Source organism: Roseateles sp. FW301-B2 (genome assembly GCF_058788955.1).
Genome location: NZ_JBYTBE010000023.1, coordinates 13,738 through 35,624, shown reverse-complemented (window position 1 = coordinate 35,624; position 21,887 = coordinate 13,738). Strand labels below are relative to the sequence as shown.

Sequence of the window (21,887 nt, the reverse complement as noted above, 5' to 3'; positions counted from 1 at the left end):
AGGGGCTGTGGATAAGTCACGGTCGCCAAGCTTGTCCGCATCGACAATATCGCGATGAATTGCCGTGACCATTGCGCCGCCTGCTGCATCGCGCCCTCCATCAGCTCGCCCATCCCCGGCATGCCCCTGGTCAATGGCATCAGCAAGCCGGCCGGCGTGCGCTGCATCCAGCTCGACGAGCAGGACCGCTGCAAGATCTTTGGCCGCCCCGAGCGCCCCGCCGTGTGCGGCTCGCTGCAGCCCAGCGAGCTGATGTGTGGCGAATCGCGCGAACAGGCGATGCGCTGGCTGGGCTGGATGGAGCGCGAGACAGCACCTTGACAGCGGGGCTGTATAGACTGGGCCGACAAGCCCATACGGAGACCAGCCCCATGACCCTCGATCGCCGCCTCTTGCTTCAATCCGGCCTGGCCGGTGGTGCTGCCCTGCTGGGCCTGCCCGCGGTGGCCCAGGCCGGCTGGCCCAGCCGCTCCATCCGCCTGGTGGTGCCCTTCGCACCCGGTGGCAGTTCGGAGATCGTGGCGCGCGCCACCGCGGCCGAGCTCACCAAGACCCTGGGCCAGACCGTCTATGTGGAAAACAAGCCCGGCGGCGGCGGCAATATCGCGATGGGCGAGGTGGCGCGTTCCGACGACCAGCACACCCTGATCCTGGGCCATGTCGGCACCCTGGCGGTGAATCCGTACATCTACGACAAGCTGCCCTACGACCCCAACAAGGACTTCAAGCCCGTCACCCTGCTGGCCAAGGTGCCCAGCCTCTACGTGGTGCACCCCGATGTGCCTGCCAAGGACCTGAAGGAGTTCGTCGCGCTGGTGCGCAAGAACCCCGGCCGCTACAACTACGGTTCGGCCGGCAATGGCAGCGCCGGCCATCTGGCGATGGAATACCTGAAGATGGCCGGCAACCTCTTCATCCTGCATGTACCCTACCGCGGCACCGGCCCGCAGCTGACCGATCTGCTCGCCGGCCGCCTGGAGGCCGCCTCGGTGGGCGCGCCGGCCATCATGCAGTTCATCAAGGCCGGCAAGCTACGCTGCATTGCCACCGGCTCCAAGGAGCGCCTGGCCCAGCTGCCCGATGTGCCCACCGTGGCCGAGCAGGGCTTCCCCGGCTTCGAGATGACGCAGTGGTATGGCCTGATGGCGCCGGCCAGCATGGCCAACGCCAACCTCGACAAGCTCGCCAGCGAGGCTGCCAAGGCGATACGCGCCAGCGGCTCGCGCGAGCGTCTCAGCAACGACGCCGCCGAGGCGGTGGGCAACACGCCGGCGCAATTCGCCGCCTTCATCGCCCAGGAGCAGCAGCGCTGGAAGGCGGTAGTGGCGCGCGCCAAGATCAAGCCCGATTGAATGCACTAGGGCTTGGCATCAGGCCTGCGCGCCCGGGCTGGCCACCGTGCGCAGGTCCTGCATGACGCGCCCGCCCTGCAGGTTGATGACGCGCTGCGCCGCCGCGATGGTCTCCTGCCTGTGAGCAATCACTATCTTCGTAAGTGAGAGCTGGCGTAGGCTGGCGTTGACCTGGCGCTCGCGCTCCGGGTCCAGCGCGCTGGTTGCTTCGTCCAGGAACAGGAACTTCGGGCGCTTGTAGAGCGCGCGCGCCAGCAGCACGCGCTGGCGCTGGCCGCCCGAGAGGCTGGAGCCCATGTCGCCGATCAGGGTCTGGTAGCCCATCGGCATGGCGGCGATGTCCTCGTGCACGCAGGCCAGGGTGGCGCATTCGGCCACCCAGCCGGGGGCGGCCTCGGGGTCGAAGAAGGAGATGTTGTCGGCCAGGCTGCCGGCGAAGAGCTGGTCGTCCTGCATCACCGTGCCGATCTGCTCGCGCCAATGCTGCAGGCCCAGTTGTGCCAGCGGCACGCCGCCCACCAGGACCTCGCCCTGCTGCGGCGTGTGGATGCCCAGCATCAGCTTCAGCAGGCTGGTCTTGCCGCAGCCCGAGGGGCCGACGATGGCCACCGATTCGCCGGCGGCGATCTGCAGGTCGCAGCCGCTGATGACCTCGGCCTCGCCCTCGGCATAGCGGAAATGCACCCGCGTCAGCGTCAGGCCGGCGTCCGCGGGCAGGGGGCGCGGCGCGGCGCTGGCCGCCGCCTCGGCCGGGCTCAGCACGATGTCCGCCAGGCGTTCGCCCTGCAGGCGCAGCATCTTCAGCTGCACCGCCTTGTCGATCAGCGCGCTGACGCGCAGGCTGAACTGCTCCTTGTAGGCCAGGAAGGCGAACAACATGCCCACCGAAAGTTCGCGGTCCAGCACCAGCAGGGCGCCCAGCCAGACGATGGCCACGCGCTCCAGGCCGAACAGCAGCTTGTTGCCCAGGCCCATCCAGAGGTCCAGCTTGCGCCCCACCAGGCTGGCATTCATCTGCTCCACCACCAGGTTCGCGAAGCGCGAGCCGCGGTCGGCCTGGGCGTTGAAGAGCTTGATGGCCTGGGCGCCGCGCAGGCTCTCCAGGAAATGGCTGTTCTGGCGCGCCTCGTGCACCAGGGTCTCCTGCGCCGCCTCGCGCAGCGGCCGGAAGAAGGCCCAGCGCAGCAGCGCATAGCCGGCCACGGCGCCAAGCGCCAGTGCGCTCAGGCGCGCGCTGTAGACGGCCATCATCGCGAGCGTGATCAGCACCATGGTGCCGTCCAGCAGCGCCTCGATGAAGCTGCCGGTGAGGGTCTTCTGGATCTCCTGCACGCTCGCGAAGCGCGACCAGATGTCGCCCATATGGCGCTTCTCGAACCAGGCCAGCGGCAGGCGCAGCAGATGGGCGAACACATTCGTCAGCCACTGCAGATTCAGCGAGGCCGAGAGGTAGAGCACGGCCCAGGAGCGCAGCGCGCCGATGGCGCCGGAGAGCAGCACCAGCAGGCCGAAGCCCAGGCCCAGGGTGACGAGCAGATCGCGGTCGGCGCTGACGATCACCCCGTCCACCACCCATTGCAGCAGGAAGGGCGAGAGCAGGGCCAGCAGCTCCAGCGCCAGCGCCAGCGCCAGGATCTGCGCCAGCGAGCGCTTCAGCCCGCTGATGCGGCCCAGCAGTTCGCGCCAGCGCGGCGCCGGCGCGGCGGCCTTGGGGGCGAAGGCCTGGCCGGGGCGCAGCTCCAGCGCCACGCCGGTGAAATGCTTGCCCAGCTCGGCCAGGCTCAGGCGGCGTTCGCCGCGCGCCGGATCGAGGATCAGCGCGCCGCCGGCGCCGACTTCGCTGAGCACCACGAAGTGATTGAAGTCCCAGTGCAGCACGCAGGGCAAATGCAGCTGCGCGAGCTGCTCCGGCTCGGCGCGCAGCGCGCGGCCGGCGAGGCCCAGCTGGCCGGCCATGCGCACCAGCCCGGCCATGGTCACGCCCTTCAGCGAGACCGCGAAGCGGCCGCGCAACTCGGCCAGGCTCCAGCGCTGGCCATGCGCGCCGGCCACCATGGCCAGGCAGGCCAGGCCGCACTCGGTGGCCTCGCCCTGCAACACCACGGCCATGCGCGGGCCGCGGCCCGGGCCCAGATTCAGTCGATGAAGAAGATGCGCAGGCATGTGCTCAGACACGGCGTGCCAGGCTCAGGAGGGGTTCGAAAATCCATTCGATCAGGCGGCGGCGCTCCAGCAGCACATCGGCATCGAGCTGCATGCCCACCGCCAGCGCCTGTTCCTGCCCGTAGGCCTCGACGGTCTGCCGTTCCAGCTGCACGGTGATGCGGTAGAGCGGCTCGCTCGCCGGCCCCTGGCTGAGCGTGGCGGGCAGGGCCAGCTTGGCCAGCTCGCTGGCGCCCAGCGGCGTGCGCGAGACCTGCAAGACCTGACCCTTCTGCTGGCCGAAGCGCTGGTACGGAAAGGCCTGGTAGCGCAGCTGCACCGCCTGGCCCGGCCGCACAAAGCCCACCGCGCTGCTGGGCGCGTAGAGCTGCGCCAGCATGCGGGTCTGCGCCGGCAGCAGGCTGGCCAGCGCCGCGCCCGCCGCCACCGGCTCGCCGGGCTCGGCCTGCAGCGTGCTGACGATGCCATCGCTGGGCGCGCGCAGCACCAGCCGGCGCTTCGCCTCGGTCTCCAGGCCCAGGGCCTTGAGGCTGGCGAGGTCGCGGCTGATCTCGCCCTGCTGCACCTGCTGGCGCAGCGGCAGCTCGCGCTGCTGGGCTTGCAAGCTCAGCAACTCCCTGTGCAGGCCCTCGCGCTGTCGCGCCAGGGCCTGCTGCTGAGCTTGCAAACCCAGCAACTCCTCGCGTTTGGCCTGCACCTGGGCGCTGGATGCGAACTGGTCGCGGCCCAGCGCCTCCAGGCGGGCCTGCGCCTGTTCGGCCAGGGCCAGCCGCTCCTGCTGCAGCTTCGCCTCGGTGCTGATCTGCGCCAGCTCGCGCTGCAGGCCGGCCACGCGCAGCTCCAGCGCCTGCGCCTGCGCGCGCGCGAGCTGCTGCTGCTGGCCCGCGGCCTGACCCAGCGACTGCTCGCGCTCCGCCAGGCTTTGCGCGATGCCCTCGCCGGTCTGGCTGGCACTGTCCAGCGCGAGCACGAACAGCACCTCGCCGGCCTTGACGCTCTGGCCCTCGCCAACCGGCCTGGCCAGCACCGTGGCGCCCTGCGGCGGCGCGATGCGCAGCACCCCGCGGTCGGGCACCAGATAGCCGCTCACGCGGGCCTTGCGGGTGTATTCGGCGGTGCAGAGAAACATGCCCACCAGCACCAAGCTGCCCAGGGCCGCGGCCGTGAGCAGATGGAGGGGCAGGGGGCGATGCAGGCTGATGCTGCCCAGCCCGGTCTGTTGTGCGACTGCGAGCGCCTGTGCTCTGAACAGCTTGGCCATCGAGAATTTGCGGGCGCGAAACTGCGCCTGCGAGGGCCTTACCAGCCTTGGCGCGGCGTTTCGATCGGGCCCGAACCACCGCCCACCTGCTCCAGCAGCTCCAGCGGCAATTCCTGCAGCAACTCGCGCGTGACGCGGTCTTGCTCGGTGGCTTCAGGGCGGGGTGAAGGCAGATGTTGTGCGAGCTGTTCCATGCGGGACTCCTGTTTGGTGCAACGCGAGAGGGGCGTTGATCAAATTGGAGCAGTGCGTCTGGAGGCTCGTAACTGTCAACTCTTACAGGGACAGCGTCGCTGGCGCAAGGGAGAAATCAACGGATCAGGCCAAGGCGCAGGGCCTTCAGCACGGCCAGATGCTTGTTGCTGCAATCCAGCTTGTGCATGGCATTGTTGATGTGCAGCACGGCGGTGCGTTCGCTGATGCTGAGGATGGCGCCGACCTCCCAGGCCGTCTTGCCCTCCATGGTCCAGCGCAGGGCTTCGAGCTCGCGCGGCGTCAGCCGCGCGCCACTGTGGGCCGATTCGCTGATCGCGGGCATCAGCACGCGCCATGCCGCCTCCTGCGCATGCACGGCGAACAATTGCAGGTCGGCCACCATGCGCGTGAGTTCGCCGCTGTTGCGCGGCAGGGCCTGGTCGCGCTCCACGCCCAGGATGAAGTGACGCCCCTCCGGCAAATGCAGCGCCATGGCGATGCCAGTGCGGAAACCGAAGGGTGCCTGTTCTTCCCAGAGATCGCCCAGCCCGTTGCCGACATAGGTGCCCTGATCCCAGACGATGGGCACGCTCTGACGCTTGCAATGCTGCATCACCGGGTCGACGCGCCAGCTTTCCTGGTCCACGAAGGCGTCGGAGAAGGTGCTGGGAATGTTGTCGACGGTGACGAACTGGGTTTCGCTGACGGCGTGGTCGATCACCGCGGTTGCCGCGACGGTCTCGAAGCCCAGGCCGCCGGCGAAGCGCACGACCTCCCCGCGGAACTCATCCCGGGTTCGCGCCTCCAGCACCGACTGGTACACACCCTGCAGCATCGCACCTTCCACATTCGCAAAGCCCATTGACGGGCACAACTGCAGCCCTCGCGTGCATCTCCCTGACAAGGTTTACAGCTATCGGCGAAGTGAGCAAGTTCCGAAACTGCCCGGACGGGTCGCTCAGACCTAACCTCTCAACTTCAACGAAGCAGATGACGCCAGCTTGGATTGTGTACGCATGGCCGCGGATATTGTGCGAAGCAGAGCGCGCACCTTGCCTGCAGTTCGCTCATTTAAGTACCCGGGTGTTGGTCGCGGGCGACGCGGCGCGGCCGTCCACCGGGCAAACCCTGTGGTTTGGCGAGTCGGGCCATGGGGCCGCCGGGGTGGCCTGGGATTGGGTGCGCCTGCCCTATGGCGTGGTGGCGATGGCCGATCCGATGGCGCTGATCACCAATCTGCAGCTGATCAACACCGCCGGCGAGGTGCTGGCGCCGATGGAATCGGTGCGCCAGCTCAACGAGATCGTGCACGCGCTGCCCTGGCAGAGCGAGGTGCAGCGCGCGCTGGGGGTGCATTGACGCTGGGGGTGCATTGACGTTTAGCGCGACACCGCGTTGCGCATCGAGTGCGCAACGTAGCCGAGGCAGGCCACCGTCAGCGCCGCGCCCACCAGCATCGGCGGCAGCAGCTTGGCCAGGTCCAGGGCCTCGCCCTTCAGCACCAGCATCATCTGGGTGTTCTGGGCCAGGCCCGGCACCCAGTAGTACCAGGCCGCCTCGCCGCCCGGGTTGAGCAGGCTCACCATCGGCGCCAGGCCCACCAGGGTGATGATGATGGTGCTGCTGGCCTGCGCCTCCTTGAAGGTCTTGGAGCGGATCGCGATCGCCATCAGCGCGGCGCCCAGGCCGGCGGCCAGCGGCAGCTGCAGCAGCAGGAAGCTCGTCACCTCGTGCCAGCCGAACTGGAACATCGCCTGCAGGCTGTCGCTCTTGATGAGCTGCTGCGCCGGGATGAAGCTCAGGTTGGCGAGCAGGGCCACGGCCATGCCCAGCAGCGCCACCGCGCCCCATTTTCCCAGCACCAGCGCCATATGCGGCGCCGGGTTCATCAGCAGCGGCTCGAGCGAGCCGCGCTCGCGTTCGCCGGCGGTGCTGTCCAGCGCCGCGGTGAGCGCGCCATAGAGCACCGCCATGATGATGAACATCGGGATGATGCCGGTCAGGCGTGCCGCGCGCGCCTGGGTGCTGGCGAGATCGCGCTCCTCCACGGTCGCCGGTTGCAGCAGCTCGGCCGAGACCCCGCGCAGCGCCAGCTGGGTGCGCGCACGCTCGCGGCCGAAGCCCTGCAGCAGCCGCGTGAGCGTGCCCACCCCGGCGCTGGCGCGCTGGTTGGCGCTGTCGGTCACCAGGGTCAGCGTGGGTTGGTCGCCGGCGGCAAGCTCCTGCTCGAAGTCCTTGCCCACCACCAGCACCGGGTCCAGCAGGGTGGTGGCGCGCAGCTGGGCCTCGTAGTCGGCGGGGGCCGGCTTGATGGTGTAGGTCTGGCGCTCGAGGAAGTTGCGCAGCGTCGGCGCATGCTCGATGCCCACCACCTGGATCTGGCGCAGCTCGGCGCGCTCCTCCAGCGAGGCGATCAGGCCCGAGAGCGCCAGCAGCAGCAGCGGCCCCATCAGCACCGAGGGGATCAGCAGGCGCAAGAGGGTGCGGCGGTCGCGCAGCGCGTCCACCACTTCCTTGAGGAACACCACCTTGAAGGGGCGCATGAATGTGTGGAGCTTGGTGCTGCTCATGCCTGAGCCTCCTGGCTGTGATCGGGGTGGAAGGCAAGCCTGACGAAGGCGTCCTCGAAGCGGCTCTCGCCGGCCTGGGCCAGCAGTTCGGGCACCGTGCCCTGGGCCACCGAGCGGCCGTGCGCCACCACCACCACGTGGTCGCAGAGCTGTTCCACCTCCTGCATGATGTGGCTGGAGAAGACGATGCACTTGCTGCCGCCGGCGGGCGAGCGCAGATGGCGCAGCGCCTCGCGCAGGGCGCGGGTGGCGAGCACGTCGAGGCCGTTGGTGGGCTCGTCCAGCACGATGTTGGCGGGGTCGTGCACCAGCGCACGCGCCAGCGCGGTCTTCATGCGCTCGCCCTGGCTGTAGCCCTCGCTGCGGCGGTCCAGGATGTGGCGCATGTCCAGCAGCTCGGCCAGGGCCTCGGCACGCGCGTTGGCGGCGTCGGCCTCCATGCCCTGCAGCTGGCCGAAATAGACGATGTTCTCGCGCGCCGAGAGGCGCGGGTAGAGCCCATGCGCGTCGCCCAGGATGCCCATGCGGGCCAGCGCCGCGCGCGGCTGGCGCTTCACGTCGATGCCGTCCACGCCGATCTCGCCCTGGTCGGGCGGGAACAGGCCGCCCAGCATGCGCAGGGTGGTGGTCTTGCCGGCGCCGTTCGGGCCCAGCAGGCCGGTGATGCGGCCGTTGGGCGCGTCCAGGTCGACCTGGCGCACCGCGTGCACGATCTGCTTGGGGGCGCGCTTGAACACCGAGCCGCCCGGCCGGGTGACGAATTGCTTGCTGAGTTGGCTGATCTTGATCATGGCTTGCTGGCCTCCGTACCGGTGGCCGACTTGGCTGCCTGCACCGGCAGGAAGGGGGTGGGGCGGGGGATGCGGGTGGCGCAGCCGGCATCGACCTTGAGCGCCTCGGCATCCGCCTTGGCGTCGATGAAGCGGGTCAGCACCTCGCCCATGCAGCCGATGCCCATCACGCCGTGGCCGGCCTCGGGCACCACCACATGCAGGGCCTGCGCGCCCAGCGCCTTGGCCACGCGCTCGCCATGGCGTGGCGGCGTCGCCGGGTCGGCGCCGCCGCTGAGCAGCAGCACCGGGGTCTTGGCCGGCGGCAGGCTGTAGAAGGCCGCGGGCACCTCGCCGCGCGGCCAGTGCTTGCACACCTGGCCGTAGAGCTCGGCATCGCTGCGGCCGAAGTCGCTGCCGGGCTGGTCGCTGCTCTGCGCCAGGCGCGGCATGTCCTCGGCGCAGACCACCGAGAAATGCATGCCCATGGCCAGGCGCGTGCCCTTGCCGGCGATCGCGCCGCCCAGGCCGGCAATGCCCTCGAAGCGGCCCTGGTGCGCCGCATGGATGGCGGCGGGCAGGGCGGCCGCCTGGCTGGGCACGTAGAGCGGCATGCGCACCGCGCGCAACAGCATCTCGCGCGTCAGCGTCAGGCGCTCGGGTTCGCCGCTGAGCGGGTGCTGCAGGCTGATGCTGCGCGGCAGGCCTTGCAGCAGGCCGGCCCATTCGGCGCGCAGGCCGGGGTAGCGCGCCTGGCAGGCGGCATCGCCCTCGCAGCTCTTGAACACCGCGTCCAGCGCCGCCTGGCCGTCGGTGGAGAAGCTGGCCGGCAGCACCATGTCGGGCGGGGCCACGCCATCGATCACGCTGCGGCGCACCTGCTGCGGGAACTGGCGCAGGTATTCCAGCGCGGCGCGCGTGCCATAGGAGGCGCCCACCAGATTCCATTGCGCGACGCCCAGCGCGGCGCGCACGGCGTCGAAATCCTGCATCGCGATGGCGGTGGTGTACTGGCGCAGATCGCCCTGCGGCAGCTTCTGCAGATCCGCGCGGCATTGCTCCAGGCGCTGCTGCATGGCCTTGCCGTCGAGTGCCTCGGCGGTCGGCAGCTTGCTGTCGTCCGCGCATTGCAGGGGGGCGGAGCGGCCGGTGCCGCGCTGGTCGATGAAGACCAGGTCGCGGCGGTTGTTGAGCCGCGCCAGGCGCGGCAGCACCAGGGGCGCCACCTGGATGGCGCTCTGGCCGGGGCCGCCGGCCAACAGCAGCACCGGGTCGGGGAGCTTGTTGCGCGCCATCGCCGGCACGACCAGATAGTGGATGGCTATCTGCGTGCCCTGGGGCTTGGCGGGGTCCAGCGGGCGCGCCAGCTGGCCGCATTGCAGCTCGGTGGGCACGCCCTCGATGCGGCAGGGTGCGGTGCCGGCATGGGCCGCCGTGCCCAGCGCCGCGATCAGCAGCGCCAGCGCCTCTCTGTTGGGAAACATATCCGTCCTCCTTGGTGGGGCGGATTATGTTCAGCGCGGCCCGGCGCCGCCTCGGTCATGTCCCGAATGGCAAACGGCGCCGACGAGCTGTCGGATTCAGCCGGCGGCTGGCGGCTGGCGCAGGCCGAACATGCCCCAGCCCTCCATCGTCATCACCGGCTCGCCATGCTGGTTGAAGACCTCCCAGCCCGAGCGCACCAGGCCGATCTGGGGTCGGGTCTTGCTCTGGCGCGCTTCCAGCACCGTCATGCGCACCTTGAGGGTGTCGCCCGGCCGCACCGGCTTGAGCCAGCGCAGCGCGTCGATGCCCGGCGAGCCCTGGCTGGTGGAGTCCAGCAGATAGGCGTCGCACATCATGCGCATGGTCATGGCGCAGGTGTGCCAGCCGCTGGCCGAGAGCCCGGCCAGCACCGAGGCCTCGGCGGCGGCCTCGTCCAGATGCAGGGGCTGGGGGTCGTAGGCGGCGGCAAAGCGCAGCAGTTCCTCGCGGTCTACCACGCGCTGGCCGAACTCGAAGCTGCGGCCGGGCTGGAAGTCCTCGAAGGCGTAGGTCGGTGTGTTGCTCATGCCAGCGCTTCTAGCACAGCCCGGCCGCAGCCGCTGTCACCGGGTTATCAACAAGCGCGTATCGTCCGAGCTCCCATCGAATCCAGAGAGGAAATGTCAATATGAAGCTCTATCACAGCCCCGGCGCCTGCTCGCTGTCGCCCCACATCGTGCTGCGCGAAGCCGGTCTGCCCTTCGAGCTGGTGTTGGCCAGCACCAAGACCAAGAAGCTGCAGGACGGCACGGACTTCTACACCATCAATGCCAAGGGCTCGGTGCCCGTGCTGGAGCTGGACAACGGCGAGCGCCTCACCGAAGGCCCGGCCATCGTGCAATACATCGCCGACCAGGTGCCCGCCAAGAACCTCGTGCCCGCCGCCGGCACCTGGCCGCGCTACCGCCAGCAGGAATGGCTCAACTTCATCACCAGCGAGCTGCACAAGGGCTTCTCGCCGCTCTTCAACCCCGACGTGCCCGAGGCCTCCAAGGCGATCTCGCGCGCCAAGCTGGGCGAGCGCCTGGCCTGGGTCAACGAGCAGCTGGAAGGCAAGCAGTACCTGATGGGCGATACCTTCACCGCCGCCGACGCCTATCTGTTCACCGTCTCCAACTGGGGCCAGTACGTGGGCGTGGATGTGAGCGGCCTGGCGCACCTGGTGGCCTACCGCGCCCGTGTGGCGGCGCGTCCGGCCGTGGTCGAAGCCATGAAGGCCGAGGGTTTGCTGAAGTGACGGGCCAGCGCGCCGAAGCGGCCGGGCAGCTCGCAGGCTATCTGGCGCGCTACCCCGACGAGGCGGCGCGCCTGGCCGCGCTCGCGGCGCAGCTCGCCGAAGACGGCGGCGATGTGTTCGGCCGCGCCAATATGCGCGGCCACATCACCACCAGCGCGATCGTGCTGGACGCCAACCTGAGCCGGGTGCTGCTGATCCATCACAAGACGCTGGATCGCTGGCTGCAGCCCGGCGGCCATTACGAGGCGCCGGGCTCGCTGTGGGACTCGGCGCTGCGCGAGGTGGCCGAGGAGACCGGCGTGCAGGGCCTGCGCGCCCACCCGGCGCTGCAAGGTCTGCCGCTGGACATCGACAGCCATGCCATTCCCGCCAACCCGCGCAAGCAGGAGGGCGCGCACTGGCACCACGACTACGCCTATCTGGCGCTGGCGAATCAAGACGCTGCCGCGCCGCAGGCACTCAGCGCCCAGCTGGACGAGGTGCATGCGGCCGCCTGGCGGCCGCTGGCGCAACTCGGCAGTCTGCCCAGCGACAGGTTGCGCACCGTGCTGCGCAAGCTGGCGTCCCTGCTGGCTTAGCCCTTCTTCGCCGGCGTCTTCACCAGGCTCTCGCAGGTCTCGCGCTGCTTGTCGGCCGCGTCCACCTTGGCGCAGATGCCGTCCAGCTGGCTCTTCAGGCGCGCCAGCACGGCGTCATGCTGGCCGTTCGCGTTCCACTTGGCGAGCGAGCCGCCCACCTTCTGCAGCGAGCGCGCGCTGCGCTCGTAGAAGCTGCCCTTGTCCTGCGCGGCCTCGCTGAAGAGCTGGGCGGCGGTCTTCTCGATGCGGGCGGCATCCTGCGGCGCCAGCTCGGTGAGGGCGGCGAAATAGCCCGAGCCCCATTGCAGGCGCGTGGCCGGGCCCTCGCTCTTGTTGAAGGCCTCCTCGTACCACTTCAGCGCCTCGTCCTTGCGGCCCTGCTTCTTGGCATTGCCGCCCAGCGAGCTCATCAGGTAGTAGGGCGAGTGGCTCTTGGTGAGGCTGGCCTTGAGCAGCTCGTCGCTGTCCTTCCAGAGCCCGGCCTGGCCCAGCACATGGGCGGCCGAGGTGATCACGGCCTGGCGCTCGTAGCCGTCGGTGATTTCGCGGTCGGCGCGCGCGGCATGTTCCTTGACCTCGTTCACCAGGCCGGCGCTGAGCTTGGGATGCAGCTCGCTCGGCGCCACCTCCAGGCGCGCCAGGTCCACGCGCGCGATCAGCGCGGTGATGCGGTCGGCGCGCGAGAGCGTGGCATCGGCCTCCAGGCGCTTGAGCGTGGTCTCGAAGGCGGCCACCAGGGCCTTGCGCTCGGCGCCGGCCGCGGGCGTCAGGGTCTTGACGATGTCGGCCGCGCCATTCGTCAGCACATCCATGTGCAGGCGCGACTCGGCGGGGTTGGCCAGCACCGCCCTGACCTTGTCGCCCAAGGCCTTGTCGGGCTTGACGCCCTTGCCATCGTCGCTGGCGGCCAGGGTCTTGAGCCACAAGCGCGTGGTGGTCTCGCCGTCCACGCCCTGGCTGGCCGCGGCCAGCTGGGCCAGCAGGCCGGCGCGCTCGGCCACCGGCACCAGCTGCTGCTCGTCGGTTTCCCAGGAGTAGAAGCTCAGCAGCTTCCATTCATTCGCTGACAACTTCTTGCCGGCCTTGGCATCGGCCAGCACCGCCTTGATGGGGCGGCCGCCGGCCAGGCCCAGCTGCAGCACCTTCAGCACCTGCGGCGCATCCGCCTCGCCGGGCAGGCGCGTGAGCTCCTGGCCGTCGGGGCTGAACAGAATCATGGTCGGGTAGCCGCGCACCTTGAAGCGGGTGCCCAGCTTCTGCGCGCCGGGCACGTCGCCGTCGATATGCACCGGCACGATGGCGCGGGTCTGCTCGATGAAGTCCTGGCGGTTGAACAGCGTGGCCTTGAGCTGGTTGCAGGGCGGGCACCACTTGGCGCCCCAGTACAGCAGCACCGGCTTCTTCTCGCCGCGCGCCTGCGCAAAGGCCTTGTCGACATCGCTGTCGCCGGCGGCCTCCTGCCAGGCGATGCTGGCGCTGGCGGCGGCATGCGCTTGCGGCGCGGCCAGACTGAGGGTGACCGCGAGGGCGATGGGCGTGAAGAGTTTCATCATGGTGCGTGAGTCCCCGGGGCCGCCCTTGTGAGCCGGCCATGGTTGGCTGGAAAGAGGCTGATTGTCCGCGTTGGCGCCGGCTGCCGATAGTCGGGCTGCGCCTGAGCTTATGCTGCCAACTCATTCTGCTCCGCCCCCCGCCCGATGGCCGAAATGCATCCCTCCGTGCCCCTGGCGCAGCGCCTTCAAGAGGCGCTGGCGGCCCTGCGGGCCCAAGCGCGCCCCGATCAGCTGGCCGGCATGGCGCGCTTCGGCCTGACCGGCGCCGGCCGGCTGGGCCTGGCCGTGCCCAGCCTGCGTGCGCTCGGCAAGCGCCTGGGCCCCGACCATGAGCTGGCGCTGGCCCTGTGGGACAGCGGCATTCCCGATGCCCAGATCCTGGCCTCGCTGCTGGCCGAGCCCTCACGGTTCACGCTGGCGCAGCTGAACCATTGGGTCGCCGGCATGCAGGCCTGGGATGTGTGCGATCAGGCCTGCCTGAACGCCCTGCGCCGCTCGCCGCTGGCCTGGGCGCGCATCCCGGTGTGGGCGCGCCGCCGCGAGGAATTCGCCAAGCGCGCCGCCTTCTCGCTGCTGGCCGTGCTGGCGGTGCACGACAAGGCGCGCCCCGATGCCGATTTCGAGGCCATGCTGCCGCTGATTGACGCGGCCGCCGGCGACGCGCGCAACTTCGTCAAGAAGTCGGTCAATTGGGCGCTGCGCCAGATCGGCAAGCGCAACAGCGCGTTGTGCAGCGCCGCCATCGCCGCAGCCGAGCGGCTGCGCGAGCGCCCCGAGCCCAGCGCGCGCTGGATCGCGGCCGACGCGCTGCGTGAGCTTCAGCGCCGGCGCGGCGCCTGAGTTCAGGCGGCCGGCCAGCTCAGCCGCACCTCCAGCCCGCCCAGCTCGGCGCTGCGGCCCAGCTCGATGCGGGCGCCCTGGGCCTGGGCGATGCGGCGCACGATGGACCAGCCCAGGCCGCTGCCGTCGCGGCCGCTGCCCAGCACGCGGAAGAAGCGCTCGCCCAGGCGCTGGCATTGCGCCGCGTCCAGCCCTGGCCCGCTGTCGGCCACCAGCAGCCGGGTGGCGCCGGCGGCCTGGTCGACGCTGACGCGCACGCGTGCGCCGGCCGGGCTGTAGCGCAGCGCGTTGTCCACCAGATTGCGCAGCAGCACCGCCAGCAGGGTTTCGTTGCCGGCCACCGGGCAGGGGGCTTCGCCCTCCAGGGCCAGGTCTTGCCCCTGCTGCAGGGCCGCCGGTGCCAGCTCGGCCAGCACGCGGCGCGCCAGCGCCAGCAGGTCCACCGGCGCGCCCGCCGGCGCCTGCTCGGCCTCCAGCCGGGCCAGGGTCAGCATCTGTTCCACCAGCCGGCCGGCGCGGTCGCAGCCCTGCAGCGTGGCCTGCAGGGCATGGCGGCGCTCGCCGTCCTCGCTCGCACCCAGCGCCACCTGGGCCTGGGCGCGGATCGCGGCGATCGGGGTGCGCAGCTCATGTGCGGCGTCGGCGGTGAAGCGGCGCTCGGCCTCCAGCAGCGCGGCGATGCGCTCGAACAGGGCGTTGAGCGCGTCCAGCATGGGCCGCATCTCGGCCGGCGCGTCCGGCAGCTGCAGGGCCAGCAGGCTGTCGGGGCGGCGCTGGCGCAGCTGTGCCCCCAGGGCGCGCAGGGGCAGGGTGCCGCGCCGCACCGCCCACCACAGCGCCAGGGCCAGCAGGGGCAGGGCCAGCAGCATCGGGCTCAGCATGCCGCGCAGCACCGCCCAGACGATGGAGGCCCGCGAGGCGAGCTGCTCGCCCACATAGACCTGCACATCGCGCTCGCTGCCATGGGCGGCGAACACGCGCCAGGCCTCGCCGCCAACCCGCACGCTGCGCAGGCCGCTGCGGAAGCCCGCGGCGGCATCGACCAGCGGCGCCGCCGGCGCATTCGCCGAGCGCAGCACCAGCCGGCCCTCATGAAAGACCTGGAAGGCCACCTTGGGCGCGTAGCGGTGCAGGCTGGGCGCGTCCACGCCCGCGCCATGCTCGTCCGCCATCTCGTGCACCTGCTGGGCCACCAGCAGGGCGGCGGCCTGCGCCAGGTGGGCGTCCAGCAGCTCGTCGAGTTCGTGGCGCGTGTCCAGCCACACCACCAGTGCGCTGGCCAGCCAGGCGCCCAGCACCAGGCCCAGGGTCAGCGCCAGCAGCCGGGCCTGCAGCGAGCGCGGGCGCGGCCAGGTCGGCCTCATGGCTTGGCTGCCTCGCGCTGCAAGAGATAGCCGACGCCGCGCACCGTCTGTATCAGGCCGGCGCCGAGCTTGCGGCGCAGGTGGTGCACATGCACCTCGACGGCATTGCTCTCCACCTCCTGGCCCCAGGCATAGAGCTGCTGCTCCAGCTGCTCGCGCGAGAGCACGCGGCCGGCGTTGAGCATCAGCAGCTGCAGCAGATCGAACTCGCGCGTGGCCAGCGTGACGGGCTGGCCGTCCAGGCTGACGCTGCGCCCGGCCGGGTCCAGCACCACGCCCTGGGCGCGCAGCAGCTCCTGCGGCTGGCCATGGGCGCGGCGCACCAGCGCGCGCAGGCGCGCCGCCAGCTCATGCAGGTCCACCGGCTTGAGCACATAGTCGTCGGCGCCCAGGTCGAGGCCGCGGATGCGCTCGGGGATGGCGTCGCGCGCCGTCAGCACCAGCACCGGCAGGCTCACGCCCGCGCGCCGCACGCTGGCCAGCACCTCCATGCCGTCCAGGCCGGGCAGGCCCAGGTCCAGCACCGCGGCGGCATAGGGCTCGGCGCGCAGCTCGCGCTCGGCGGCCGGGCCGTCGCGCACCCAGTCCACCGAGAAGCCGAGCTGGCGCAGGCCGGCGCGCAGGCCGTCGCCCAGCAGGGGGTCGTCTTCGGCAAGAAGGATGCGCATGGGGTGATTATTGGTGGTTCAGCGCGGCACGCGCACGCGGTGCTCGCTGAAGTCGCCCTGCTCGGCGCCGGTGTGGCAGGCCGCGCAGTTGGCCGGGCTCTTGATGGCGGGGCGCTGCCAGACGCCGGCCGGCAGCTCGTCGTGCTTGCGCTGGAACCAGGCGGCGCGCGTGATGCGGTCCTGCGGCGGTGCCTCGCGGGCGCGCTTGCCGCTGCCGGCGTTCAGCAGCAGCCAGCGCGTCAGCGTCTGCGTGGTGGCCGGGTCCAGCGAGGCATCGCTGCCGTAATGCTTGCCGAGGTCGGCGGTGATGCGCTGCCACGAGGCGGCCGGCAGCAGGGCGGGCGGATAGGCCAGGTGGCAGCCACCGCATTCCTGCTGGTAGCTGGGGTTGGCGGTGGCGGGGCGCAGGCGCTCGCCATCGGCGCGGGCGGCGGCGGCGGGCAGCAGGGCCGCCGCCAGCAGCAGCGTAAAGCTCTTCATGTTCATCATCGGTCCTCAGGGTTTGAGCGTGATCAGCCAGGCCAGCACATCGGCCTTCTCGCCGGCGCTGCATTCGCGGCCCAGCACGTCCTTGCAATTGCGGCGGAACCATTTCTCGCTCTTGGCCGCATCGCCGAAGCGCTCGGGGTTGAAGGCCGGCGCCAGCGGCGCGATCGGCTTGCCGGTGCTGGCATGGCGACCCGCCTGGGTGGGCAGGGCGCCATGGCAGGACGAGCAGCTCCACTCGGCGCCATGCTTGCTGGTGAAGAGGCGCTGGCCGCGCGCCGGGTCGCCGGCGGTGCCGGCCTGGGCGCTCAGCGCGGCCAGCTGTTCGGCCGGCGTGGCGGCACCGGCCATACCGTTGACCATACTGCCGGCCACGGCCAGCAGCGCAATGAAGATGAGGTGCCAGGTCTTGCTTCGCATGTCGACTCCTTGATGTCCGACATGCTGGGCCGTGCCGCTTAGCGCTTTCTTAACGCGGGCGGCTCGCATAATCGCTGCACCATGGCAGCCAGCGACACGACGCCCCGAGGACTGAGCGCCGCGCAAGCGGCCGCGCGCCTGGCGCAGGACGGCCCCAACCAGCTCACGCCGCCGCGCCCGCGCACGCTCTGGCACATGCTGGCCGAGCTGGTGCGCGAGCCGATGCTGCAGCTGATGCTGGCAGCCGGCCTGATCTATCTGCTGCTGGGCGACCGCCGTGAGGCGCTCATGCTGCTGGCCTTTGTGGTGCTGATGGTGGTGATCAGCCTGGTGCAGGAGCAGCGCACCGAGCGCGTGCTGGAGGCGCTGCGCGATCTCACCAGCCCGCGCGCCCTGGTGCTGCGCGATGGCGCGCCGCAGCGCATTGCCGGCACGGCGGTGGTGCGCGGCGATGTGCTGGTGCTGGCCGAGGGCGACCGCATCGCCGCCGACGCGCGCCTGCTCGAGGCCTACGACCTGCAGGCCGACGAGTCCCTGCTCAGCGGCGAGTCGCTGCCGGTGCTGAAGGCGCGGGGCGAGGCGGTGCTGGCCGGTTCCATGGTGGTGGGTGGCCAGGGCCTGGCCGAGGTGACGGCGATCGGCGCGGCCAGCGAGATCGGCCGCATCGGCAGCGCGCTGGCCGAGATCGCCAGCCCCGATTCGCCGCTGCGCAGCCAGACGCGCCGGCTGGTGCGCGTGTTCGCGCTGCTGGGCCTGACGCTGAGCGCCGGCCTGGTGCTGCTCTACGGCCTGGCGCGCGGCGACTGGCTGGCCGCCGTGCTGGCGGGCATCTCGCTGGCGATGTCGATGCTGCCGCAGGAGTTCCTGCTGATACTGACCGTCTTCATGGCGATGGGCGCCTGGCGGCTCTCGCGCCAGCGCGTGCTGACGCGCCGCGCCGCCACCATCGAGACGCTGGGTTCGGCCACCGTGCTGTGCACCGACAAGACCGGCACGCTCACGCTCAACCAGATGGCGGTGGCCGAGCTGCAGCCCTGGGGTCAGGTCTTGCCGGCCGAGCTGCTGGAGTTTGCCGTGCTGGCCAGCGAGCGCGAGCCCTTCGATGCGATGGAGCGCGCGCTGCTGGAGCGCGCGCGCAGCCAGCAGCCGCCCGCGCCCCTGCACCCGGGCTGGCGCCTGGTGCATGAATACGGGCTCAGCAGCAGCCTGCCGGCCATGACCCATGTCTGGCACGACGAGGCGGGCGCCGTGGTGGTGGCGGTGAAGGGGGCGCCCGAGGCGGTGCTGAGCCTCGCCCGCCTGCCCGCCGCGCAGGCCGAGGCGCTGGCGGCGCAAGCGCAGGCGATGGCGGCGCGCGGCCTGCGCGTGCTGGCGGTGGCGCGCGCGGGCTGGCAGGGGCAGGAGGACTGGCCGGCCGCGCCGGACGGCTTTGCCTGGCAGCTGCTGGGCCTGGTGGCCTTTGCCGACCCGCTGCGCCCCGAGGTGCCGGCCGCGATCGAGGAATGCCGCGCCGCCGGCCTGCGCGTGCTGATGATCACCGGCGACCATGCCGAGACCGCGCGCGCGATTGCCGCGCAGGCCGGGCTGGCGGCGACGGCCGGCGTGCTCACCGGCCCCGAGCTGGCCGGGATGGGCGAGGCCCAGCTGCGCGCGGCGGTGCGCAGCCACCAGGTGTTTGCGCGCATCCGGCCCGAGCAGAAGCTGCGCATCGTGGCGGCGCTGAAGGCCCAGGGCGAGGTGGTGGCGATGACCGGCGATGGCGTCAACGACGCGCCCTCGCTGAAGGCCGCGCATATCGGCATCGCGATGGGCGGGCGCGGCACCGACGTGGCGCGCGAGGCCGCGGCCCTGGTGCTGCTGGACGACAACTTCGCCTCCATCGTGCAGGCGGTGCGGCTGGGGCGGCGCATCTTCGACAACCTGCGCAAGGCCATGGCCTTCGTGTTGGCCGTGCATGTGCCGATCGCCGGGCTCTCGCTGCTGCCCCTGCTGCTGGGCTGGCCGGTGCTGCTGGGGCCGGTCCACATCGCCTTTCTGGAGCTGCTGATCGACCCGGTGTGCTCGGTGGTGTTCGAGGCCGAGCGCGAGGAGGGCGATGTGATGCGGCGGCCGCCGCGCGACCCGCAGGCGCCGCTGTTCTCCGCCGGCCTGATGGCCTGGAGCGCGGCCCAGGGCCTGCTGGTGCTGCTGGCCGTGGCCGGCCTGTTCGGCTGGCTGCTGGCGCAGCAGTTCAGCGCCGAGCAGGCGCGCAGCCTCGCCTTCGTGGCCCTGGTGGCCTGCAATATCGGCCTGATCCTGGCGAACCGGAATCTGCGCAGCAGCCTGCTGCAGGCCTGGCTGCGGCCGAACGCGATGCTGTGGAGCATGTTGCTGGCCACCGCCGCGCTGCTCGCCGCGACCCTGGGCCTGGCGCCGCTGCGCGAGGTGTTCCGCTTCGCGACGATGCCGCCGCCGCAGCTGCTGGCGGCGCTGGGCCTGGGCCTGCTGGTGTGGCTGCTGCTCGAGGCCATGAAGGCCTTGGCGCGCCGGAGGCTGTGATAGCGTGATGGCGATGTGGACGAGCGCGCTGCGGGCAAGCGAAAAAAGCGTCGGCAGGGCCTGGGCCCTGGCGCTGTTGGGCGCACTCGCGGCCCCGGCCTGCCCGGCGGTGGAGGTGACGATGGCCTTCGGCGAGAAGATCCCGCCCTTCTGCTTCCCGCAGACCAACTCGGGCATCGAGGTCGAGGTGATACGCGAGGCGCTGGCCTACAAGGGCCACCAGCTCAAGCCCAGCTACTACCCGTTTGCGCGCGTGCCGCTGGCCTTCAAGGACCGCTCGGTCGACGCCACCATGACCGATCTGGGCCAGGACCTGGGCGCGCATGGCGGCCATTACGGCGACACCGCGGTGCTCTACGACAACGTCTTCATCAGCCTGCACAGCCGCGGGCTCAACATCCGCAAGCCGGCCGACCTGGCGGGCCTGTCGGTGGTGTCCTTCAGCGGCGCCGCGACGCGTTTTCCGGAATGGCTGGAGCCGGTGAAGCGCGCCGGCCGCTATCTGGAGGTCAACGACCAGGCGGCCCAAGTCAAGACCCTGATGCTGGGCCGCTACGACCTGGTGCTGAGCGACCGCAGCATCTTCAAGTACTTCGCCCTGCAGCTCAAACGCGAGGGCGTGGCGATCGCGCCGGTGGACGAGCATGCCTTCACCGTGCCCAACCCGATGGACTACCGCCCGGTGTTCCGCAGCCGCCAGGTACGCGACGATTTCAATGCCGGCCTCAAGCACATGAAGGACGCCGGTCGGGTGCAGGCGATCTACGACAAGTATTTGAAGGAGTAGCTCAATCGGGCGCGGGCGCGGCCACCACCGCCGCATGCGGCGCGAACTGCGCCAGCGCCACGCCCGAGAGGGTCAGCGCCGCGCCCGCCAGCTTGACGGCGGTGAAGCTCTCGCCGGTGCTGAGCCAGGCCGCCAGGCCGGCGATGGGCGGCATCAGGTAGATCAGCGGCGCGGTGCGCGCCACGCCGCGTTGCGCATTCACCCAGCCCCAGCCCAGCCAGCTGACGAAGCCGATCATCACGATGGCCCAGGCCGCGCCCAGCCACAGCCAGGGCGAGACGCCGGCCCAGTCCACCCGCAGCGCGACGGGCGTGGCGTAGGCCAGCACCGGCAGGGTGGTGGCCAGGCTGGCGTAGCACATCACCAGCACCGCGCCATGGCGTTCGATCAGCGGCTTGGCCGCCACCGTGTAATAGGAGAACAGCGCGGCCGCCAGCAGCAGCACCAGATCGCCGCCGCTGGCGCGCCATTGCCCGCCGGCAAGCTTGTCGGACATGAAGACCAGGGCGCCCAGCGCCGCCAGCGCGATGCCGATCAGCTGGGCGCGCTGCAGCCGCTCGAGGCCGTAGGCGCGCAGGATCAGCAGGGTGAACACCGGCCCGCAGGCCAGCAGCACCGAGCTGGAAAAGGGCGTGGAGAAATGGATGCCGTAGCTGGAGAGCGCCAGGTGCAGGCCCTGGCCCAGGCAGCCCAGTCGCGTGAGTGCCCAGGCATCGCCACGCGACACGCGCGGCCAGGCCAGGCCATAGCGCTGCAGCAGCAGGCCAAGCACCAGCAGCGGCATGAGTGCAAAGCGCAGGAACAGAAAACCCTCGGGCTGCATGGCCGTCAGCAAGGCCTTCTGGATCGGGAAATTCAGGCCCCAGATGATGACGATGAGCAGGCCGGTGATGAGCGAGCTGCGGCCGGCGGGCGCGGGCGTCGGGTTATGCATCGCGGCATCATGCCGCAGCTTTCGGGGACGCGCAGGGCCGGGGCCATCCACTAGAGTCGCTAGCTTTCCGAGTCAGCTCCCTAGCCAACCGCCATGCAACGCAAGCTTTCCCTTTCCCTCCTCGCCCTGAGCGCGCTGGCGCTCACCGCCTGTGCCACGCCCGATGCCGGCAAGCCGCCGATGACGATGGGCGGCCGCATGGCCGTGGCCTCGCTCACCCCCACTCAGGGCAACCAGGTGCGCGGCCTGGTGATGTTCCACGCCATGGACGGCCACCTGATGGTGCATGCCAAGCTCAGCGGGCTCAAGCCCAACGGCGAGCATGGCTTCCATGTGCACGAGAACGGCAGCTGCGCCAGCACCGACGGCAGCAGCGCCGGCGGCCATTTCAACCCCGATGGCCAACCCCATGGCCCGCAGCAGACCGCCCACCATGCCGGCGATCTGCCGGCGCTGAAGGCCGATGCCGAGGGCGCGGTGGACCAGAAGTTCATGCTGATGGGCCCGACGCTGGGCCAGGGCGCCGCCAACCTGATCGGGCGCGCGGTGATCGTGCACGCCCAGGCCGACGATTACGCCACCCAGCCCACCGGCAACTCGGGCGCGCGCATCGCTTGCGGCGTGATCGCCGGGCATTGAGGCGCCGC

Annotated in this window: 23 protein-coding genes; 9 read left to right on the top strand and 14 right to left on the bottom strand. The window is 70.8% G+C overall.

The features are described from left to right. The first annotated feature begins 54 nt into the window (after positions 1–54). Together AC3WQY_RS16115 and AC3WQY_RS16110 are read left to right on the top strand one after the other, a co-directional pair. On the top strand, positions 55–321 hold the full coding sequence (locus tag AC3WQY_RS16115; RefSeq protein ID WP_285234531.1) for a YkgJ family cysteine cluster protein: 267 nt from the start codon (positions 55–57) through the stop codon (positions 319–321). Between the two features lie 50 nt (positions 322–371). Continuing rightward, complete coding sequence (locus tag AC3WQY_RS16110; protein WP_285234532.1) at positions 372–1,352, top strand: Bug family tripartite tricarboxylate transporter substrate binding protein; 981 nt, start codon at positions 372–374, stop codon at positions 1,350–1,352. An 18-nt stretch (positions 1,353–1,370) separates the two neighbouring features. Here AC3WQY_RS16110 and AC3WQY_RS16105 read toward each other — a convergent pair whose 3' ends face one another. From AC3WQY_RS16105 to AC3WQY_RS16090, 4 genes are all read right to left on the bottom strand, one after another. Next, positions 1,371–3,515 carry a peptidase domain-containing ABC transporter gene (locus tag AC3WQY_RS16105; protein ID WP_492709611.1) on the bottom strand — a complete coding sequence of 715 codons (2,145 nt, stop codon included), beginning with the start codon at positions 3,513–3,515 and terminating at the stop codon, positions 1,371–1,373. A gap of 4 nt (positions 3,516–3,519) precedes the next feature. Continuing rightward, positions 3,520–4,776 carry an HlyD family secretion protein gene (locus AC3WQY_RS16100; RefSeq protein ID WP_285234534.1) on the bottom strand — a complete coding sequence of 419 codons (1,257 nt, stop codon included), beginning with the start codon at positions 4,774–4,776 and terminating at the stop codon, positions 3,520–3,522. Between the two features lie 38 nt (positions 4,777–4,814). After that, on the bottom strand, positions 4,815–4,970 hold the full coding sequence (locus AC3WQY_RS16095) for a hypothetical protein (RefSeq protein ID WP_285234535.1): 156 nt from the start codon (positions 4,968–4,970) through the stop codon (positions 4,815–4,817). 116 nt (positions 4,971–5,086) lie between these two features. Further along, entirely contained in the window at positions 5,087–5,806 is a 720-nt protein-coding gene (locus tag AC3WQY_RS16090; RefSeq protein WP_492709610.1) for an autoinducer binding domain-containing protein, read from the bottom strand. Positions 5,807–6,054: 248 nt separating this feature from the next. Here AC3WQY_RS16090 and AC3WQY_RS16085 point away from each other — a divergent pair, with 248 nt between their 5' ends. Then, positions 6,055–6,330, top strand: coding sequence for a DUF4902 domain-containing protein (locus AC3WQY_RS16085; protein ID WP_285234537.1), 276 nt, complete (start codon positions 6,055–6,057; stop codon positions 6,328–6,330). A 20-nt stretch (positions 6,331–6,350) separates the two neighbouring features. Here the strand turns inward: AC3WQY_RS16085 and AC3WQY_RS16080 are convergent, their stop codons facing one another. From AC3WQY_RS16080 to AC3WQY_RS16065, 4 genes are all read right to left on the bottom strand, one after another. Next, positions 6,351–7,541 carry an ABC transporter permease gene (locus AC3WQY_RS16080; protein ID WP_492709609.1) on the bottom strand — a complete coding sequence of 397 codons (1,191 nt, stop codon included), beginning with the start codon at positions 7,539–7,541 and terminating at the stop codon, positions 6,351–6,353. After that, the gene (locus tag AC3WQY_RS16075; protein WP_285234539.1) at positions 7,538–8,332 is read right to left on the bottom strand and encodes an ABC transporter ATP-binding protein; all 795 of its coding nucleotides are present in this window, start codon (positions 8,330–8,332) and stop codon (positions 7,538–7,540) included. The genes AC3WQY_RS16080 and AC3WQY_RS16075 overlap by 4 nt, the downstream gene beginning before the upstream one ends. After that, on the bottom strand, positions 8,329–9,795 hold the full coding sequence (locus tag AC3WQY_RS16070; protein ID WP_492709608.1) for an alpha/beta fold hydrolase: 1,467 nt from the start codon (positions 9,793–9,795) through the stop codon (positions 8,329–8,331). Before AC3WQY_RS16070 ends, AC3WQY_RS16075 begins: the two co-directional genes overlap by 4 nt. Positions 9,796–9,891: 96 nt before the next feature. Then, entirely contained in the window at positions 9,892–10,362 is a 471-nt protein-coding gene (locus AC3WQY_RS16065; RefSeq protein ID WP_285234541.1) for a MaoC family dehydratase, read from the bottom strand. Between the two features lie 101 nt (positions 10,363–10,463). On the opposite strand from AC3WQY_RS16065, the gene gstA reads away from it, so the two are divergent. Then, entirely contained in the window at positions 10,464–11,072 is a 609-nt protein-coding gene (gene gstA / locus AC3WQY_RS16060) for a glutathione transferase GstA (protein ID WP_285234542.1), read from the top strand. After that, a complete protein-coding gene (locus AC3WQY_RS16055; RefSeq protein ID WP_492709607.1) occupies positions 11,069–11,650 on the top strand; it encodes an NUDIX hydrolase in 582 nt (193 codons plus the stop codon). The genes gstA and AC3WQY_RS16055 overlap by 4 nt, the downstream gene beginning before the upstream one ends. On the opposite strand, the gene AC3WQY_RS16050 is transcribed toward AC3WQY_RS16055, so the two are convergent. After that, a complete protein-coding gene (locus tag AC3WQY_RS16050) occupies positions 11,647–13,203 on the bottom strand; it encodes a thioredoxin family protein (RefSeq protein ID WP_492709606.1) in 1,557 nt (518 codons plus the stop codon). The two genes, AC3WQY_RS16055 and AC3WQY_RS16050, sit on opposite strands and share 4 nt — an antisense overlap. Before the next feature lie 153 nt (positions 13,204–13,356). On the opposite strand from AC3WQY_RS16050, the gene AC3WQY_RS16045 reads away from it, so the two are divergent. Then, positions 13,357–14,043: a DNA alkylation repair protein gene (locus AC3WQY_RS16045; protein WP_285234545.1), complete on the top strand. Its 687-nt coding sequence runs from the start codon at positions 13,357–13,359 to the stop codon at positions 14,041–14,043. Between the two features lie 2 nt (positions 14,044–14,045). Here the strand turns inward: AC3WQY_RS16045 and AC3WQY_RS16040 are convergent, their stop codons facing one another. Genes AC3WQY_RS16040 through AC3WQY_RS16025 form a run of 4 tightly spaced genes read right to left on the bottom strand, consistent with a single transcriptional unit; the run spans position 14,046 to position 16,924 of the window. Further along, complete coding sequence (locus AC3WQY_RS16040) at positions 14,046–15,407, bottom strand: ATP-binding protein (protein ID WP_492709605.1); 1,362 nt, start codon at positions 15,405–15,407, stop codon at positions 14,046–14,048. Beyond that, positions 15,404–16,075: a winged helix-turn-helix domain-containing protein gene (locus AC3WQY_RS16035; RefSeq protein ID WP_285234547.1), complete on the bottom strand. Its 672-nt coding sequence runs from the start codon at positions 16,073–16,075 to the stop codon at positions 15,404–15,406. Before AC3WQY_RS16035 ends, AC3WQY_RS16040 begins: the two co-directional genes overlap by 4 nt. Before the next feature lie 18 nt (positions 16,076–16,093). Next, positions 16,094–16,555, bottom strand: coding sequence for a diheme cytochrome c (locus AC3WQY_RS16030; RefSeq protein ID WP_492709651.1), 462 nt, complete (start codon positions 16,553–16,555; stop codon positions 16,094–16,096). Between the two features lie 15 nt (positions 16,556–16,570). Beyond that, on the bottom strand, positions 16,571–16,924 hold the full coding sequence (locus AC3WQY_RS16025) for a DUF1924 domain-containing protein (RefSeq protein ID WP_492709650.1): 354 nt from the start codon (positions 16,922–16,924) through the stop codon (positions 16,571–16,573). A gap of 138 nt (positions 16,925–17,062) precedes the next feature. On the opposite strand from AC3WQY_RS16025, the gene AC3WQY_RS16020 reads away from it, so the two are divergent. Both AC3WQY_RS16020 and AC3WQY_RS16015 read left to right on the top strand, forming a co-directional pair. Next, positions 17,063–19,519: a cation-translocating P-type ATPase gene (locus AC3WQY_RS16020; RefSeq protein ID WP_492709604.1), complete on the top strand. Its 2,457-nt coding sequence runs from the start codon at positions 17,063–17,065 to the stop codon at positions 19,517–19,519. A 7-nt stretch (positions 19,520–19,526) separates the two neighbouring features. Then, positions 19,527–20,306 (top strand): substrate-binding periplasmic protein, encoded by a 780-nt coding sequence (locus tag AC3WQY_RS16015; protein ID WP_492709603.1) that lies wholly within the window; start codon positions 19,527–19,529, stop codon positions 20,304–20,306. Between the two features lies 1 nt (position 20,307). On the opposite strand, the gene AC3WQY_RS16010 is transcribed toward AC3WQY_RS16015, so the two are convergent. Continuing rightward, positions 20,308–21,240, bottom strand: a complete 933-nt coding sequence (locus AC3WQY_RS16010) for a DMT family transporter (protein WP_492709602.1) — start codon at positions 21,238–21,240, stop codon at positions 20,308–20,310. A 93-nt stretch (positions 21,241–21,333) separates the two neighbouring features. Between AC3WQY_RS16010 and AC3WQY_RS16005 the strand changes: the two genes are divergently transcribed. After that, positions 21,334–21,879, top strand: a complete 546-nt coding sequence (locus AC3WQY_RS16005; protein ID WP_492709601.1) for a superoxide dismutase family protein — start codon at positions 21,334–21,336, stop codon at positions 21,877–21,879. Positions 21,880–21,887 lie beyond the last annotated feature (8 nt).

Coding starts and splice junctions, on each gene's coding strand:
- AC3WQY_RS16115 (WP_285234531.1), top strand. CDS start 55: ATGAATTGCCGTGACCATTGCGCCGCCTGCTGCATCGCGCCCTCCATC.
- AC3WQY_RS16110 (WP_285234532.1), top strand. CDS start 372: ATGACCCTCGATCGCCGCCTCTTGCTTCAATCCGGCCTGGCCGGTGGT.
- AC3WQY_RS16105 (WP_492709611.1), bottom strand. CDS start 3,515: ATGCCTGCGCATCTTCTTCATCGACTGAATCTGGGCCCGGGCCGCGGC.
- AC3WQY_RS16100 (WP_285234534.1), bottom strand. CDS start 4,776: ATGGCCAAGCTGTTCAGAGCACAGGCGCTCGCAGTCGCACAACAGACC.
- AC3WQY_RS16095 (WP_285234535.1), bottom strand. CDS start 4,970: ATGGAACAGCTCGCACAACATCTGCCTTCACCCCGCCCTGAAGCCACC.
- AC3WQY_RS16090 (WP_492709610.1), bottom strand. CDS start 5,806: ATGCTGCAGGGTGTGTACCAGTCGGTGCTGGAGGCGCGAACCCGGGAT.
- AC3WQY_RS16080 (WP_492709609.1), bottom strand. CDS start 7,541: ATGAGCAGCACCAAGCTCCACACATTCATGCGCCCCTTCAAGGTGGTG.
- AC3WQY_RS16075 (WP_285234539.1), bottom strand. CDS start 8,332: ATGATCAAGATCAGCCAACTCAGCAAGCAATTCGTCACCCGGCCGGGC.
- AC3WQY_RS16070 (WP_492709608.1), bottom strand. CDS start 9,795: ATGTTTCCCAACAGAGAGGCGCTGGCGCTGCTGATCGCGGCGCTGGGC.
- AC3WQY_RS16065 (WP_285234541.1), bottom strand. CDS start 10,362: ATGAGCAACACACCGACCTACGCCTTCGAGGACTTCCAGCCCGGCCGC.
- gstA (WP_285234542.1), top strand. CDS start 10,464: ATGAAGCTCTATCACAGCCCCGGCGCCTGCTCGCTGTCGCCCCACATC.
- AC3WQY_RS16050 (WP_492709606.1), bottom strand. CDS start 13,203: ATGATGAAACTCTTCACGCCCATCGCCCTCGCGGTCACCCTCAGTCTG.
- AC3WQY_RS16045 (WP_285234545.1), top strand. CDS start 13,357: ATGCATCCCTCCGTGCCCCTGGCGCAGCGCCTTCAAGAGGCGCTGGCG.
- AC3WQY_RS16040 (WP_492709605.1), bottom strand. CDS start 15,407: ATGAGGCCGACCTGGCCGCGCCCGCGCTCGCTGCAGGCCCGGCTGCTG.
- AC3WQY_RS16035 (WP_285234547.1), bottom strand. CDS start 16,075: ATGCGCATCCTTCTTGCCGAAGACGACCCCCTGCTGGGCGACGGCCTG.
- AC3WQY_RS16030 (WP_492709651.1), bottom strand. CDS start 16,555: ATGAAGAGCTTTACGCTGCTGCTGGCGGCGGCCCTGCTGCCCGCCGCC.
- AC3WQY_RS16025 (WP_492709650.1), bottom strand. CDS start 16,924: ATGGTCAACGGTATGGCCGGTGCCGCCACGCCGGCCGAACAGCTGGCC.
- AC3WQY_RS16020 (WP_492709604.1), top strand. CDS start 17,063: ATGGCAGCCAGCGACACGACGCCCCGAGGACTGAGCGCCGCGCAAGCG.
- AC3WQY_RS16015 (WP_492709603.1), top strand. CDS start 19,527: ATGGCGATGTGGACGAGCGCGCTGCGGGCAAGCGAAAAAAGCGTCGGC.
- AC3WQY_RS16010 (WP_492709602.1), bottom strand. CDS start 21,240: ATGCATAACCCGACGCCCGCGCCCGCCGGCCGCAGCTCGCTCATCACC.
- AC3WQY_RS16005 (WP_492709601.1), top strand. CDS start 21,334: ATGCAACGCAAGCTTTCCCTTTCCCTCCTCGCCCTGAGCGCGCTGGCG.